This is a genomic window from Polynucleobacter sp. MWH-Aus1W21 (assembly GCF_018687275.1).
Taxonomy (GTDB): domain Bacteria; phylum Pseudomonadota; class Gammaproteobacteria; order Burkholderiales; family Burkholderiaceae; genus Polynucleobacter.
In genome coordinates, this window is sequence record NZ_CP061287.1 from 121,163 (window position 1) to 136,018 (window position 14,856).

The window sequence follows — 14,856 nt, forward strand, 5'->3', positions numbered from 1 at the left end:
GAAGTAGAAATTTAAGGAAATAAATTTATGATGGTGTTGTACTCGGGTACTAACTGCCCATTCTCGCAACGCTGCCGTTTGGTGCTTTTTGAAAAAGGCATGGATTTTGAAATCCGCGATGTTGACTTGTTCAATAAGCCAGAAGACATTTCTGTAATGAACCCATATGGCCAAGTTCCCATCTTGGTTGAGCGCGACTTAATTTTGTATGAATCAAACATCATCAATGAATATATTGATGAGCGTTTTCCTCATCCACAATTGATGCCGCCTGATCCGGTAGCGCGCGCACGTGCACGCCTCTTTCTATTTAATTTTGAGAAAGAGTTATTTGTTCACGTAGCTGCTTTGGAAAATGAAAAAGGTAAAGCTGCTGAAAAGGTTCATGAGAAAGCGCGTTTAGCGATTCGTGATCGTTTGACTCAACTGGCGCCTATTTTTGTAAAGAATAAGTACATGTTGGGCGACGAGTTCTCAATGCTAGACGTTGCGATTGCTCCATTGTTATGGCGCCTTGAGCACTATGGCATCGATCTTTCTCGTAATGCTGCTGCTCTCTTGAAGTACGCTGAGCGTATTTTCAGCAGACCTGCATACATTGAAGCTTTGACTCCTTCTGAGAAGGTAATGCGCCGCTAAGCAGTTCCAGCGGTTCATTATTAGTCGGCATGTCTGACGTCCCAAGCAATAAACCCTATCTAATCCGTGCTCTACATCAGTGGTGCACGGATTTTGGCTTTACACCCTTCATTGCTGTTTTTGTGGATGCTAGGGTGGAGGTGCCGATGGAGTTTGTAAAGAATGATGAGATTGTCCTAAACCTCTCCATCGAAGCCTGCCATCAGCTGCAGATGGAAAATGACTGGATAAGTTTCCAGGCAAGATTTGGTGGCGTTCCACGAAAGATTTTGGTGCCCGTGAGTCACGTGTTAGCAATCTACGCCAGGGAGAATGGACAGGGTATGTCCTTCCCGTTTGACCCAGCGCAAGCTAGGGATCTACATATTGCCGATGCTACTGATGGGGCCCCAGAAAAGCCTAAATCTACGAGACCTTCCTTGAAGATTGTGAAATAGGCTAGAATATATCCCGTTGCCCCTTTAGCTCATCTGGTAGAGCAACTGATTTGTAATCAGTAGGTGGTCTGTTCGAGTCGGACAAGGGGCACCAAAATTCAAAAGCCTCTAAGTTTCTTAGAGGCTTTTTTCATTCCGTTGATTAGATACTCAGATCAATCTTTTTTGTTTCTGGCAAATACAGTAGCGCAAGAATTGCTGCGCTCGCTAGGAAGATGGTGGGATACCAAAGTCCCGCCATATCATTTCCCCATTTCTGATTTAACCAAGTCACTGTGAGGGGCAGTAAACCACCTATCCATCCTGCTGCAAGATTGTGGGGAAGCGTTGCAGCACTATTGCGTGATCTTGCCGGAAATAGTTCTGCAAGTAGTGCGGTCTGTGGGCCCACTACCAAAGCCAGCGCAAGAGATAAACAAGTAAGCAATAAACCAATCAATAGAATATTTTCTTGATGGCTGAGCTGAAGATATTGCGAGCCAAAATACTTAAGCGCATGAAAGGTCGGTAAAATAATAAATGCGCCCAAAAGAAGGCCGCTTACCACTACTGGTTTGCGACCTACCTTATCTGATAGCCAGCCAGCAAAAACGGTCAAAGGTAAAAGGCAGAGGGTTGCGTAAAGACTCAGTTGATCAACTGTTGCTGGCGCCAATTTAACGGATGTCTTTAAAAAGATTGCCGTGTAAACCTGAACACAAAAGAAAAGAACGGCACCACCGGAGGAGATGCAAAAGAAGAGAAGAAACATTCTTTTGCGAGTATGTGGATCGCGAAAATTAGTGACTAAAGGACTTGTGGCGTTCTGATTGTTTTTAATCAGCTCTAAAAAGATGGGCGTTTCTTCAAGGGCTATGCGAGCTTTAAAAGCGATCATCAGCAAAATAATAGAAACCCAGAATGGCACGCGCCAACCCCAGGTCTGAAATTCTTCGGGAGTTAAGTAGTTTCTAAGTAAAGCAATTTGCAGTGTTGAAAATAAGATTCCCAGTGGCCCCATCAGCTGCAAAAAACTTGTCTTAAATCCTCTGCGTTCATTACCTGCATGTTCGGTGAGGTAGACGGCGCTCCCGCCAATCTCCCCGCCTGCAGATAGCCCTTGGAGTAGGCGCAGGCTGACCAGCAAGATGGGAGCCCAAATGCCAGCTTGAGCATAAGTAGGTAAAAAGCCCACGCTAACAGTTGCGATACCCATCAAAGCAATGGTGATCATAAATACGGGTTTTCGGCCGATACGATCGCCCATAGAGCCAAATAACGCCGCTCCAATGGGTCTAACCACCATTCCTACTCCAAAGGTCGCTAAGCTTGCTAAAAGGGCTGTATTCGGGTCTGTGGACGGAAAGAATAGGGGGGCAAAAATAACGGCCAGAGTGGCAAAAGTTAAAAAATCGTACCACTCCAAAAAGGTCCCAAAGCAGGCTGCAATTGCTACTTTTCGATAAGAATGGGAATTCTGAATTTGCATTAAGTTATTGATTTTATTGGGTTTATATTTAAATAACGATATATTTGTTGCAGAGCAGCAAATACTTCTTGATTTGTCATTTTCATTCAGTTACAGTTTCATGGTGCAGTGCAATATTTAAGGCATCTTAACTCTCCTTAAATGCACTTAATTGACAGTTGTACCACTTAATTTCTGGAGAAATACATGAACCAAGATCAAATCACCGCTAAATTGTCCCAAATTAACAGCAAAGGCCTTGAGGCTACATTTTCTTTGAGCGAAGCTGCTTTGGAAAATGCTCAGAAATTGGCTGAGTTGAACTACGCTGCCTCTAAAGACGCATTGGTAAATACACAAGACAGCATTCAGCAAGTATTGACTGCAAAAGATCCAAAGCAAGTTACTGAAATCTTTACTGCCGACTCTTTACAAGCTGCTGGCAATCAAGCTGTTGCTTACCAAAAGAAAGTAAGCAAAGTATTGCGTGATAGCAATAAAGAATTTGTAAATGTTGTTGATGCAAACATTGACCAATTGCAAGATGGTTTCCAAGATTGGATCAACACGGTTGCTGCAAATGCACCTGCAGGATCTGAAGCTTTCTTGTCTTCATTCAAAACTGTATACGGTAGTGCATTGCAAGGTTTTGAACAGTTCCGCGCTGCTAGCAAAGAGGCTTTTGCTACTGCAGAGAAAACTGCTGATCAAGCAATCGAAACTGTGCAAGGTCAAATTGCTCAAGTTAAAAAATCCGCTACTCCTGCATCACGTAGCCGCAAAGCTGCTTAATTTAGAGTTTATTTAGAACTAAATTTTGTAGTAAGTCTTAAGAAAAAACCCCGCTTAGTGCGAGCTAGGCGGGGTTTTTGTTTATCTAAGTCTTTTGAATACTTACTAAGACAGGGGCGTGGAATTATTCAAAGTCTGAAGATGATTCAATTAGTGGCGAAGCCAGGCTCTTGCTGGGTTTGACTCCCAACTCGCGAACTTTTTCAGCGGAGCGAATGAGGTTGCCTTTACCAGTTTTTAATTTATTAAATGCATCGTGATAGCTAGTTTGCGCTTGATCTAATCGTTGACCTAGCTTCTCTAAATCATCTACAAAGCCAACAAATTTGTCGTACAGATTGCCACACTGTTTTGCGATCTCCAATGCATTGCGATTTTGATGATCTTGTCGCCAGAGATGAGCAACCGTTCTCAGTGTTGCCATTAAAGTGCTTGGGCAAACTAAAACAATATTCTTGGCTAGCGCCTCTTGATATAAGTTGGGCGCAGTCTTTAATGCGAGTAAGAATGCGGGCTCTATCGGCACAAACATTAAAACGAAGTCGACTGAGCCTACCCCATAGAGGGAGCTGTAGTTCTTTCCAGACAGGCCTTGAATGTGTTGGCGCAGTGACTGAATATGCGCGGCCAGTTCTTGTTCGGCTGTTGCAGGGTCTGTGGTTTCGGCATGTCTGGCATAGGCCGTAATCGATACTTTGCTGTCAACTACCAGGCTTCTGCCCTCAGGCAGTTTGATAACAACGTCTGGTTGTAGCCGTGAGCCATCGCTTTGTGTATGGCTATCCTGAACTAAGTACTCTTCGCCCTTACGCAGGCCAGAGGATTCTAGGATCGATTCCAGCACCAACTCACCCCAATTGCCTTGAACTTTGGAATCGCCCTTTAATGCTTGAGTTAGAGAACGTGTTTCATCTGACATACGCAGATTTAGATTTGCTAAGCGTTCAATTTCACTTTTTAGAGCATGGCGCTCGCGAGCTTCATTGCCATAAGAGTTACTTACTTGCTCTTTAAATTCAGTGAGCTTAGTTTGCAAAGGCTTAAGAAGGGCGTCTAAGCTTGCTGCATTTTGTTCGGTAAAGCGCTTAGATTTATCTTCCAAGATTTCATTGGCTAAATTTTTAAACTGATTTGTCAGCGCTTCTTTTGCTTCGTTGAGTGACTCAATTCTGCCTAAACCCTGTTTGCGTTCCGAATCTAGCTCTGTCTCAAGACGAATTGCATTTTGTAATGCTTGATCACGTTCAGTGCGAAGAGTTTGGGTTAGCGCAACCTCTGTCTGGGCCTGGAGCTCAACGCGAGCAAGGGCGGAGCGTAAGTTAAGGGCATAAACTAAAAGGCCTGCACATAATCCCAATGGCAGGCCAAACAGTAGAAGAGAGCTTAAATCAAAAGTCACAGCTTCAAAAGCCTCTACAAAAAAAGTAATTAAGCTGTAACAAGCTTTTGGAGTTCGCCGGACTGAAACATTTCAGTCATGATGTCGGAGCCACCAATAAATTCACCATTGATATAGAGCTGGGGAATAGTGGGCCAGTTTGCATATTCTTTGATGCCCTGACGAATGCCTGCGTCTTCCAAGACGTTTACGGTATGGAGTTTTTCAACGCCACTAGCACGCAAGATATTCACAGCATTTCCGGAAAAGCCACATTGAGGAAACTGTGCAGTCCCTTTCATGAATAAAACAACGGGGTGGCTAGTTACGATTTCTTTGATTTGGGCTTGTGTATCCATATGTTCTCTCTACTAAGTTTCTACTGCGGCGGTCTTTAAGACAGTTTCAAAATAAGGTTTAGTCGATTTTAAGACTTAATGTGAAAAAAGGTTATTTGGCATTATTTTCTGCCGGAGGCAACGCGGTAATGGCCGCCCAAATCAAGATGGGTTTGAATATCGCGCAAATCCGCTAGCTTCATCAAAGATGCGACCGCTTCTGATTGGTCAAAGCCATGCTCTACCGCAATCAAGCCATTCGGCTTTAGGTGTTGCTGGGCCCCTGAAATAATAGATTCTAGGCAGCTAAGTCCTGTCCCATGATCGGTGAGGGCTGAAAGGGGCTCAAAACGTAGGTCACCCTGATTGAGGTGTGAATCTTGGGAGGCAATGTACGGCGGGTTGCTCAGGATGACGTCAAAAGAGGCGCCAGTCTCTAGAGCTGCATACCAACTACCTTGGAAAAACTGCACACGATCGGCAATCTTCAATTGTTTTGCATTAGTTTTAGCAATCTCTAACGCTTCGATAGATTGATCCGTAGCGGTAACAATGGCTTGAGGGGCATCACTTGCAATTGCCAGGGCAATCGCGCCAGAACCCGTACCAAGATCCAAAATGCTTGCTGGAGTATTTAAGTGCATTATTTCCCGTAGACCAATTTCAACAAGCAGTTCTGTCTCTGGGCGCGGAATCAGAACGCCAGGGGCAACATAAAGCTCAATATTGTGAAACCCTCTTTTGCCAATTAGGTAGGCAATCGGTTCACCTTGCAACCTCTTAGACTCCAGTTTTTTCCAGTCTTCAAGCGCTATGTCATTCAGTTCTAATTCATCGCGTGAAAGTAGAGCAGATCGTGGAAGCTGGTAATGTTTTTCCAGAATATATGCCATAAGAATTTTTGCATCAGTAGATGCAAGTGCCGAATCTCTCAATAGAGCACGTAGGCTTAAATTTACACTCACAGTTTCAGTGATCGCCGATTGATGACTTAGTTATCACCAAGGGCGGCAAGCAATTCAGCTTGATGCTCGGAGGCTAGGGCATTACACAGATCGTCTATATCACCATCCATCATGGCATCTATCTTGTATAGAGTGAGGTTGATGCGATGGTCGGTAATACGACCTTGGGGGAAGTTATAAGTTCGGATACGATCGCTGCGATCTCCGGAGCCAATTAGAGATTTTCGGGTCTGCGCTTCTAGTTGATGCTTCTCGCGCTCGCGGGCATCCATGATGCGGGAAACTAATACTTTCATGGCTTGCTCACGATTACGGTGTTGACTGCGATCATCTTGGCATTCCACTACCGTACCTGTGGGCAAGTGAGTGATACGTACCGCAGAATCTGTTTTATTAATGTGTTGACCACCAGCACCAGAAGCACGGAAAGTGTCAATTCTCAATTCAGCTGGATTGATCTTGACTGCCTCAAGTTCATCTGCCTCAGGCATCACAGCTACAGTACAAGCGGAAGTATGGATGCGACCTTGAGTTTCTGTTTGTGGAACACGTTGAACACGATGACCACCAGATTCAAACTTTAGGCGCGAATAAACGGCTTGACCTACTAGGCGCAAGACTACTTCCTTGTATCCACCTAAATCAGATTCGGCGGCGCTGACAACTTCTACCTTCCAGCCTTGGCGTTCAGCGAAGCGTGTATACATACGCAAAAGATCACCTGCGAATAGGGCACTCTCATCGCCACCAGTACCTGCACGAATTTCTAAGAAAACGTTACGTTCATCGTTCTCATCCTTAGGCAGTAAGAGCTTTTGGAGTGTGCCCTCTAGTGCTTCCATCGTCGCCAAAGCCTGCTTTTGCTCTTCGTCCGCGAAATCTTTCATTTCCGGATCTTTGCGCATGTCCTCTGCTGCCTGAGCATCTGCCTCGGCTTGCTTATAGAGACCGAATTGCTCTACCACCGTAGCAATATCAGAATGCTCGCGCGTGAGCTTTCGATAGGCATCCATGTCTTTGGTTGCTTCTTCGGAGGTTAATAGGGAGTTGAGTTCGGCTAAGCGCGTGTCTAGGTGGTCTAGCTTAGCCCGCATGCTGGGCTTCATCTAATGGTCTTCTGGCTTGGAGTGCGAGGCGAATAATTTAGGTAACAACTTAATCAAGGCGTCACGCTCAGCGCCATTAGAGTGTTGCAGCGCATGGAGTGAGCCATGCAAAAATTTATTTGTAAGACCTTGTGCCATGGCATTGAGAACTTCTTGTGGGTCATCGCCGCGCATCAAGCGCTTCATTGCACGCTCAAGTTCTAGTTGTCGCAAGCGTTCACCTTGCTGTTGAATATCCTGAATCAGCGGAACAGAATTTCGACCCTGCATCCAATGCATAAAGTTACCAACGCGATCTTCGATGATCGCTTCGGCTTGACTTACTGCGGCTTGACGTAAGTTAGCGCCAGTTTGAATCATGACCCCCAAGTCATCTACTGTGTATAGATAGATGTCATCTAAGCGAGAGATTTCTGGCTCAAAGTCTCGTGGTACCGCTAAGTCGATCATCACCATCGGCTTATGGCGGCGCTGCTTGAGGGCGCTTTCTACCATGCCAAGACCAATAATCGGCAGTGAGGAGGCGGTGCTAGAAACAATGATGTCAAATTCATGCAAACGGCCAGGTAACTCAGAGAGCTTGAAGGATTCAGCCTCTACATCTTGCGCAGAAATGGAGTCTGCTAATTCTTGCCCACGCTCAATAGTACGATTGGCAATTGCAACATTTTTCGGTTTACGTGCAACAAAGTGTGTTGCACATAAGGTGATCATGTCACCAGCACCAATAAACAAAATCTTTTGATCTGAAATTTTTTCAAAGATGCGCTCAGAGAGTCGCACAGATGCTGCGGCCATTGAAATCGAGTGAGCGCCGATTTCAGTTGAGCCGCGCACCTCCTTAGCTACCGCAAATGTTTTCTGAAAAAGTTGATTGAGATACGTTCCCAAAACGCCGGCATCATTTGCAGTGCGAACTGCATCTTTCATTTGACCTAAGATTTGAGTTTCACCAATGACCATCGAGTCTAAGCCGCATGCAACTCTGAAGGCATGACGAACTGCATCGGATTGTGGCAAAGAATAAATATGAGGCTCAAGACTACTCGGTGCAAGTTGTTGAGTTTTAGCTAGCCAATCAAAGGTCGCCTCATGCAAGATGCTCGCAGCATTGTCATCATTCGCAGCGCAATACAACTCGGTACGGTTACAGGTCGACAAAATGGTAGCTTCGGGCAGCCCAGCATGATTCGCGCCAACCAAATGTTGGCGTAGATCGTGCAACGCTTCTTGAAGAAATTCAGGGTCAAAGGCAACCTTTTCCCGAATGGCGACCGGCGCTGTGTGATGATTGATGCCGAGTGTCAACAACTTCATAATGGCGATTATAGATTTGATGGCAGTATTAATGGGGGTATCAATGGGGTTTTTGGCTTTTCTGGTAATTGGGGGTATTTCTGGGGTCTCAGCCTGGATCTTTTATCCCGTACCCTCAAAGGGCTATAAGCCGAGGAAGATGCTTGTAGCCTTCTTGCTTGGCTTTTTGGCAGCTGCCTGCAGCTCGTTTTTAGGGCAATACTTGGGATTTTTTCAGTCCGGGCAAATACTGGAGTGGGCTATCGCTATTTTTGCCTCTTGCGCTTTAGCTTGCGTATTTACCGCTTTAGCTAAATAAGTCATTTTGAATGACTTCCACCCAGCGGATGGGTGAGCTTTTGTGCTCTTTAAGCCACTGATTGGTTTTGCTAAAGTGATTGCAGCTTGCCTTGGCGCCTGGCTCTAAAAAGGGCTTATCGGTTTTATATACCCCTAAGCCTGAAGGGTGTGAGGATTGCAGCACCAATTGGTCTTGGCCACCTTCGATCAAGGGTAATTTAGATTGTGCGTGACCACCCCAGAGCATCCAGACTAAATGCGGCTTTGATTTTGAGAGTGCAGTAATTAAGTGATCAATCAAACTTTTCCACCCTAAATTGGTATGACTGCCTGCTTCACCCAGCCTGACGCTCAATGCAGTATTGAGAAGTAGAACCCCCTGCTTGGCCCAGCTATGCAGATCACCACTCGGTAGCTGACCAAAACCTTCTAGCGCAAGTGCTTTGCTGATATTACGTAGTGAACTGGGAAACTCTCGAGAGTTGATTGCAATTTCTGCGGGAATCGAAAAAGCAAGTCCCTGGGCTAATCCTGGAGAGTGATAAGGGTCTTGACCGAGAATTACCACCTTAACTGAATGCACAGGAGTCAGTTTGAGTGCTTTGAAAAAGTTTTGCGGCTCCGGCCTTACTGCGTCTGGATCAGAATTCAAAACAGTCTGCAAATTCTTTTCTAGCGATTGCCAATCTGCTGACTCAAAATAGTTTCCTAGTAGTGCACACCAATCACTGGGGATATCGTCTTTTGAAAATAGCGCCTTCAATTTTGATCAGACATCTTTCTTTGGCGATAGTTCATACTGCGCAGGTGCTTGGGCTGCGCTCAGTGAGACCATGCGTTCATACTCAAGATCATCACGATAAAAGGTGATGCGCGTTTGAGAGTTTTCAGAAAGACTGCCTAGAACCCTATCCCAGCGTGCGCTAGTGACCCTTTGACCATCAACGCTCGCAAGCAAATCTCCGGCTGCTAGACCTGCCGCCTGAGCAATACCGCCATCAAGCACATGAGTCACTTTCAGCCAGCCATTGGAATCTGTGTGCCGCATACCAAATTGCAACTTGAGTTTTTCTAAAGTTGATTGGGGTTTTAGTTTTACATTAATGAGGTTTGATCCAATCCATTTTTGTAGCGGAATATCCTCAACGCCAAAAATGTAACGTACTTCTATATCCGCCCAAATTTTGCTGAAACCGTCTCCTAGTAACTCCACTAATAAATCATCTAACCCATCCTCTGCGATGCCATCTAAGGTGATGCCATGCTTGCGCCAAATGAGGCGCATTAAATCATCTAGGGAGAGTTTATTTTTAGAGAATGCGCGGATTTGCAAATCGAGACCAATGGCGAGTAATGCACCTTTGCCGTAGTAGCTAACAACGGCATTGGGTGTGTTTTCATCTGCTTGGTAGTACTTGGTCCATGCATCAAATGAGCTATCAGCAAGACTTTGCTTTTGGCGTCCAGGACCGCGCAATATGCCATTCCAGTTATCCGCAACGAGCCTTAAATATGTTTTTAAATCAATCCGCTTGCTGCGCAATAGTTGAAGGTCATCGTAATAGCTGGTGAAACCCTCAAATACCCAGAGTAAGCGAGTGTGATTTCTTTTTTCGAGATCGTAAGGCTGAAAAGCTTTTGGTTGAATACGTTTAACTAACCACGCATGAAAATATTCATGACTGCACAGACCTAGAAATTCTCTATACGTAGACTCTTCAAAGAGAATATTTTCTTGAGGAATTTGATCGCGTCGACAAAGTAATGCAGTGCTATTGCGATGTTCAAGCCCGCCATAGCCATTTAGTACAGCATTGACTAAGAAGAGATATTCTCCAAATGGGCCGCGCTTGGTTTTAGGTTCAAACAATTCAATAGTGCTGCTGCAGATTGCCTGAAGATCTTCAGCCAGGCGCTTAGAGTCGACAATGTGATTGCATCCCTGAATAGCCATGCGATGGGGTACACCATTCGATTTCCAGTGCACCAGTTGAAACTCGCCCATAGCGACAGGATGATCAAGTAAATCATCATAATTTTTTGCTAGATAAAAACCAAATCCACGCTCGTCAGTCTTTGCTGCTCTTAAAGTCGTTTGCACTGTCCAGTGATCTGCAAAAGCAAGCTCAGGCGCAGTGACGGCGAGAGAGCAGGGTAAATGTTCTTGGCCTTTGACCGCAAGACATAGGCTGGTTGCATTGAAGAAGGCGCGCTCGGTATCGAGATAGGCCGCACGTACCGAAGAGTCAAAGGCGTAAACAGTCGTCAGGATCTCTACAGATCCATTGCTTGGTGGCAATCGCCAATGGTCGTTATCAATCCGCTCTACCGCAAGTTTCTTTCTAGTGCCCGTCCCTGAGAATGCTTCAAGTGACTCTACATGTTTACTGAAATCCCGAATTAAATAACTGCCCGGAATCCAGGCCGGCATTTGTAGTATCTGACCATTAGGGTCGGGGTTTGTAATGTGTAGCTTTACACGAAAACGATGACCATGGAGATCAGCCGGCCAGACCGTATATTGAATTGCAGGTAAGTCGGCGTTATTCATGATGATTATTTCAGTGAGTTAAATTTCTTTTCAATGTCAGTAATTTGTACGGCACCAGGGAAGCGACTGCCATCTGTAAAGAATAAAGTTGGTGTGCCTGTAACCCCATAAGTCTTGGCAAAAGCCATATTCTTATCTAGTGGTGTGCTGCAATCTGCCTTGCCACTAGGTGTAATACCGTTAATCATCCAATCCATATAGGCCTTATATGGATCAGCAGAGCACCAAATTTGTTTTGATTTTTGTGCAGAATCTGGAGATAAGATTGGAATTAGATAGGTGTAGATGGTGACGTTGTCCAGTTGCTGTAGTGATTTTTCTAAGCGCTTGCAGTAGCCACAGTTAGGGTCAGAGAAAACGGCAAGTTGGCGACTACCATTTCCGCGAACAGTTTTGATGGCGTTGGCAGGGGTTAAGTCACTCCATTTAATGCGATTTAAATCTGCCTGTCTTTGCTCAGTAATATTTTTACCGCTTGCAAGTTCAATGATTTCACCCTGAATCAGATATTTTCCAGAGGCATCTGTATAAAAAATATCGTTGCCTACTAATACTTCGTACAAGCCAGATACAGGCGCTGGTGAAACACTTTTAACTTTAGCGTTAGTGCCTAACTTCTTTTGAATTTCTGTTTTGATTTGCTGTTCTGGTTGCGCATGCGCTAATCCAGCGTAAATAAGACTGGTGACAACAAAAGCAATCGCCGATAAGAATTTATTCAAAATCAATTTCTCCCAAAGCACGTTCAATTAGGCGCTGTTTTATAAAATGGCTTTTGTTCACAAGACCGAGACCCCAGTTGCGAAGTTGTCGTTCCGTGTTGCTGCTCGCAGAAAATAGTTTCTTCAGTTTATCTGTAACCCACAAAAGGGCGCTGGTATCACCCTGGCGTTGACGTTCATAACGACGAAGTAAGACGATGTCACTTGGCGAGCGGAAGGACTCACGCTTTCCTAGAATATTCAGTAAAACTGCAACATCACGCAGGCCTAAATTAAGGCCTTGCCCCGCTAGTGGGTGCATGACATGCGCGGCATCGCCAATAAGGACAACCTTTGGAGAGGCTTCTGGGCCGATAAAGCGTTTGGCTCGAATTTTTCGCAAAGGATAGGCTGCTGGTATGGAGTTAAGTGCGAGTTCGCCCAACTGTTTAAGAATGACACCATTAGCAATGGATGCGAATTGGTCTAGCCATTTGTCTTGATCGAGTTTTAATAAATCAGCTGCACGTTCGGGAGAGGTGGACCAGACCATGGAAACTTGTTTGCCCGGTAAGGGCAACATGGCAACTATGTCACCACCTGGCAAGAACCACTGAAAAGCAGTTTCTAAGTGTGGGTAGGTGCATAACCAATTAGCTACAACTGCACTTTGAGAATAACTTTCTTCGCTAGCACTAATTCCAAGCTCATTGCGAATAGGGGAGTTAGCACCATCAGCTGCAATCACAAGTTGGGCGTGAATGCTGCCACCATTTTTTAAATGCAAAGTACTTCCATCTGCATTGACATGAATTTTTTCTACGACATCACTGATGCGTTCTAACTTATTTTGAAAGCGTGATGCTTGATCAAGTGTGTGTTCAATTAAGTTGGATTCTCCAATCCAGGCAAGCTGAGGTGTTCCCGCTTCAAATGCCGAAAGGTGGAGCTGGTCATTTTTTTCGCCGCGATCACCGTAGATGCGCATATCTCGGACTGGCTGGAGGCGACTGTGATCAATAGCATCCCAAACCTGTAAATGAGCCAGCAATTTTTGAGTGCTTGGGGAAAAAGCATAGATTCGTTGCCCCCATTGGGCGCCCTGTGGGCTGGCAACGATTTGTCCTAAATCAGGGGCGATTTCAATGGTTTGTAGGCCCAGCTGGGCTAAGCCTAGGGCGCAAGCCTTACCAGCAATGCCTCCGCCGACCACAACGACATCTGCTGTGCGCATTTGGGAGGGGTGGCCTGAGGATTTGGGCATGGAATTTAAGTGAACTTCTGACATAACTCGATGATATCGAAACCAGCCCCTTTACAATAACGCCATGTCTTTGAAATGTGGCATCGTCGGCCTGCCTAACGTCGGCAAATCTACCCTCTTTAATGCGCTTACCAAAGCTGGAATCGCAGCGGAAAACTATCCTTTCTGCACGATTGAGCCCAATGTAGGCGTGGTTGAGGTTCCTGACCCCCGTTTAGCCGCTTTGGCTGAGATCGTGAAGCCTGAGCGCATCCTGCCGGCAGCAGTCGAATTTGTCGATATTGCTGGCTTAGTGGCTGGCGCCTCTAAAGGCGAAGGTCTTGGCAATCAGTTTTTGGCCAATATCCGCGAAACAGATGCCATTACCCATGTGGTGCGGTGTTTTGAGGACCCAAACGTAATTCACGTTGCCGGAAAAATAGATCCAATCGCTGATATCGGTGTGATTGATACCGAGTTGGCATTGTCTGATTTGGCAACAGTAGAGAAAACTCTGAATCGTTCAAGTAAGGCTGCAAAGTCTGGCAATGACAAAGAAGCTGCCGCCTTAGTTGCTGTGCTGACAAAAGTACAAGCTCATCTTGACTCGGCTTTACCAGTTCGTAGCTTGAAACTCAGCGATGACGAAAAATTACTCATCAAGCCTTTGTGCTTGATTACCGCTAAGCCTGCAATGTATGTTGCGAATGTGAAAGAAGATGGTTTCTCAAACAATCCGCACCTAGAGGCTGTTAAACAGCATGCTGCAAAAGAAAACGCTCCGGTTGTAGCAGTTTGCGCCGCAATTGAGGCAGAAATTGCTGACTTGGATGAGGCTGACAAGATTGAGTTCTTGGCCGATTTAGGTATGGAAGAGCCGGGCTTGGATCGTGTGATTCGTGCTGGTTATTCATTGCTCGGTTTGCAAACCTACTTCACTGCTGGCGTTAAAGAGGTGCGCGCTTGGACTATTCATCAGGGTGACACAGCGCCACAAGCTGCTGGAGTTATTCATACGGATTTTGAACGCGGATTTATTCGTGCTCAAACTATTTCTTATGATGACTTCGTTCAGTTCAAAGGCGAGGCAGGAGCTAAGGAAGCAGGCAAGATGCGAGCTGAAGGTAAAGAATACGTTGTGAAGGATGGAGACGTATTGAACTTCTTGTTTAACGTCTAAGAAGATCTATTCCAGCCAAACAAAAAGCCCTGAAAAGGGCTTTTTGTTTATGCAGCTCAAGAATTTAAAACCTTTATTAAGAGGTTTTGACAGCCTTTTCTAAACATTTAGAAATTTCTTCATAGCGCTTCAATGCCATTTTGGTGGGCAACACTTCTTTTTTGCGACCATCCACATTGGCGGCCATTTTGATGTAACCCATAGCGCTGAGATTTTTGAGTCGACCATGCAATGTGGCTTGTGAGCCTAAGTCAGCAATAGAAATCAAATCACCAACTAAGATTGACTGCTTTGAATGCGCACAGGCAACGATCTTGTCTAGCAAACTCTCTTCGATGCAGTCCAGTTTTTTCCCTGGATTAATCCGATCAATAGCATCAATCAGATTAAGAAACTTGATATAGGACGAAGGTTTAAGAGTTGGCATCTGCACTTGTAATGAATAGTTATTAGCATTTAAGCTAGCATGAGTGTATTCCTAAC

Annotated in this window: 16 protein-coding genes and 1 tRNA gene; 6 read left to right on the top strand and 11 right to left on the bottom strand. The window is 45.2% G+C overall.

From position 1 onward, the window contains the following. Nucleotides 1–27: 27 nt before the first annotated feature. The 3 genes from ICW03_RS00705 to ICW03_RS00715 all read left to right on the top strand — a co-directional run bounded on the left by ICW03_RS00705 (nt 28) and on the right by ICW03_RS00715 (nt 1,170). Nucleotides 28–639, top strand: a complete 612-nt coding sequence (locus tag ICW03_RS00705; protein WP_068320223.1) for a glutathione S-transferase N-terminal domain-containing protein — start codon at nt 28–30, stop codon at nt 637–639. Between the two features lie 29 nt (nt 640–668). Next, a complete protein-coding gene (locus ICW03_RS00710; protein WP_215348233.1) occupies nt 669–1,076 on the top strand; it encodes a ClpXP protease specificity-enhancing factor in 408 nt (135 codons plus the stop codon). Between the two features lie 18 nt (nt 1,077–1,094). Then, nucleotides 1,095–1,170: transfer RNA gene (locus tag ICW03_RS00715), tRNA-Thr, on the top strand. A 48-nt stretch (nt 1,171–1,218) separates the two neighbouring features. Here ICW03_RS00715 and ICW03_RS00720 read toward each other — a convergent pair. Continuing rightward, nucleotides 1,219–2,544, bottom strand: coding sequence for an MFS transporter (locus ICW03_RS00720; RefSeq protein WP_215348234.1), 1,326 nt, complete (start codon nt 2,542–2,544; stop codon nt 1,219–1,221). Between the two features lie 186 nt (nt 2,545–2,730). Here ICW03_RS00720 and ICW03_RS00725 point away from each other — a divergent pair, with 186 nt between their 5' ends. Beyond that, nucleotides 2,731–3,315, top strand: coding sequence for a phasin family protein (locus tag ICW03_RS00725; RefSeq protein ID WP_215348235.1), 585 nt, complete (start codon nt 2,731–2,733; stop codon nt 3,313–3,315). A 124-nt stretch (nt 3,316–3,439) separates the two neighbouring features. Here the strand turns inward: ICW03_RS00725 and ICW03_RS00730 are convergent, their stop codons facing one another. From ICW03_RS00730 to hemA, 5 genes are all read right to left on the bottom strand, one after another. Further along, nucleotides 3,440–4,714, bottom strand: coding sequence for a DNA recombination protein RmuC (locus ICW03_RS00730; RefSeq protein ID WP_215348236.1), 1,275 nt, complete (start codon nt 4,712–4,714; stop codon nt 3,440–3,442). Nucleotides 4,715–4,743: 29 nt separating this feature from the next. Next, a complete protein-coding gene (gene grxD, locus ICW03_RS00735) occupies nt 4,744–5,052 on the bottom strand; it encodes a Grx4 family monothiol glutaredoxin (protein ID WP_215348237.1) in 309 nt (102 codons plus the stop codon). A 101-nt stretch (nt 5,053–5,153) separates the two neighbouring features. Beyond that, a complete protein-coding gene (gene prmC / locus ICW03_RS00740; RefSeq protein ID WP_215348238.1) occupies nt 5,154–5,996 on the bottom strand; it encodes a peptide chain release factor N(5)-glutamine methyltransferase in 843 nt (280 codons plus the stop codon). A gap of 26 nt (nt 5,997–6,022) precedes the next feature. Then, nucleotides 6,023–7,102, bottom strand: a complete 1,080-nt coding sequence (gene prfA / locus ICW03_RS00745) for a peptide chain release factor 1 (protein WP_068320237.1) — start codon at nt 7,100–7,102, stop codon at nt 6,023–6,025. Then, nucleotides 7,103–8,419: a glutamyl-tRNA reductase gene (gene hemA, locus ICW03_RS00750; RefSeq protein ID WP_215348239.1), complete on the bottom strand. Its 1,317-nt coding sequence runs from the start codon at nt 8,417–8,419 to the stop codon at nt 7,103–7,105. A gap of 1 nt (nt 8,420) precedes the next feature. Here hemA and ICW03_RS00755 point away from each other — a divergent pair, with 1 nt between their 5' ends. Then, entirely contained in the window at nt 8,421–8,717 is a 297-nt protein-coding gene (locus ICW03_RS00755) for a hypothetical protein (RefSeq protein ID WP_251374419.1), read from the top strand. Here the strand turns inward: ICW03_RS00755 and ICW03_RS00760 are convergent. From ICW03_RS00760 to ICW03_RS00775, 4 genes are read right to left on the bottom strand one after another with little or no spacing between them, the layout of a single operon-like run. Next, complete coding sequence (locus ICW03_RS00760; RefSeq protein ID WP_215348240.1) at nt 8,706–9,461, bottom strand: uracil-DNA glycosylase; 756 nt, start codon at nt 9,459–9,461, stop codon at nt 8,706–8,708. The genes ICW03_RS00755 and ICW03_RS00760 overlap by 12 nt on opposite strands. 6 nt (nt 9,462–9,467) lie before the next feature. Further along, complete coding sequence (locus ICW03_RS00765; protein ID WP_215348241.1) at nt 9,468–11,249, bottom strand: M61 family metallopeptidase; 1,782 nt, start codon at nt 11,247–11,249, stop codon at nt 9,468–9,470. A 5-nt stretch (nt 11,250–11,254) separates the two neighbouring features. Then, complete coding sequence (locus ICW03_RS00770; RefSeq protein WP_215348242.1) at nt 11,255–11,971, bottom strand: DsbC family protein; 717 nt, start codon at nt 11,969–11,971, stop codon at nt 11,255–11,257. Then, the gene (locus ICW03_RS00775; RefSeq protein WP_215348243.1) at nt 11,964–13,238 is read right to left on the bottom strand and encodes an FAD-dependent monooxygenase; all 1,275 of its coding nucleotides are present in this window, start codon (nt 13,236–13,238) and stop codon (nt 11,964–11,966) included. The genes ICW03_RS00770 and ICW03_RS00775 overlap by 8 nt, the downstream gene beginning before the upstream one ends. A 40-nt stretch (nt 13,239–13,278) precedes the next feature. Between ICW03_RS00775 and ychF the strand changes: the two genes are divergently transcribed. Then, nucleotides 13,279–14,373 (top strand): redox-regulated ATPase YchF, encoded by a 1,095-nt coding sequence (gene ychF / locus ICW03_RS00780; RefSeq protein WP_215348244.1) that lies wholly within the window; start codon nt 13,279–13,281, stop codon nt 14,371–14,373. Nucleotides 14,374–14,449: 76 nt separating this feature from the next. On the opposite strand, the gene ICW03_RS00785 is transcribed toward ychF, so the two are convergent. Then, nucleotides 14,450–14,800 carry a hypothetical protein gene (locus ICW03_RS00785; protein WP_215348245.1) on the bottom strand — a complete coding sequence of 117 codons (351 nt, stop codon included), beginning with the start codon at nt 14,798–14,800 and terminating at the stop codon, nt 14,450–14,452. Nucleotides 14,801–14,856 lie beyond the last annotated feature (56 nt).

Bases quoted from the DNA above. Each gene is read 5' to 3' on its own strand.
- ICW03_RS00705 (WP_068320223.1), top strand. From the start codon at position 28: ATGATGGTGTTGTACTCGGGTACTAACTGCCCATTCTCGCAACGCTGC.
- ICW03_RS00710 (WP_215348233.1), top strand. From the start codon at position 669: ATGTCTGACGTCCCAAGCAATAAACCCTATCTAATCCGTGCTCTACAT.
- ICW03_RS00720 (WP_215348234.1), bottom strand. From the start codon at position 2,544: ATGCAAATTCAGAATTCCCATTCTTATCGAAAAGTAGCAATTGCAGCC.
- ICW03_RS00725 (WP_215348235.1), top strand. From the start codon at position 2,731: ATGAACCAAGATCAAATCACCGCTAAATTGTCCCAAATTAACAGCAAA.
- grxD (WP_215348237.1), bottom strand. From the start codon at position 5,052: ATGGATACACAAGCCCAAATCAAAGAAATCGTAACTAGCCACCCCGTT.
- prfA (WP_068320237.1), bottom strand. From the start codon at position 7,102: ATGAAGCCCAGCATGCGGGCTAAGCTAGACCACCTAGACACGCGCTTA.
- hemA (WP_215348239.1), bottom strand. From the start codon at position 8,419: ATGAAGTTGTTGACACTCGGCATCAATCATCACACAGCGCCGGTCGCC.
- ICW03_RS00755 (WP_251374419.1), top strand. From the start codon at position 8,421: ATGGCGATTATAGATTTGATGGCAGTATTAATGGGGGTATCAATGGGG.
- ICW03_RS00765 (WP_215348241.1), bottom strand. From the start codon at position 11,249: ATGAATAACGCCGACTTACCTGCAATTCAATATACGGTCTGGCCGGCT.
- ICW03_RS00775 (WP_215348243.1), bottom strand. From the start codon at position 13,238: ATGTCAGAAGTTCACTTAAATTCCATGCCCAAATCCTCAGGCCACCCC.
- ychF (WP_215348244.1), top strand. From the start codon at position 13,279: ATGTCTTTGAAATGTGGCATCGTCGGCCTGCCTAACGTCGGCAAATCT.
- ICW03_RS00785 (WP_215348245.1), bottom strand. From the start codon at position 14,800: ATGCCAACTCTTAAACCTTCGTCCTATATCAAGTTTCTTAATCTGATT.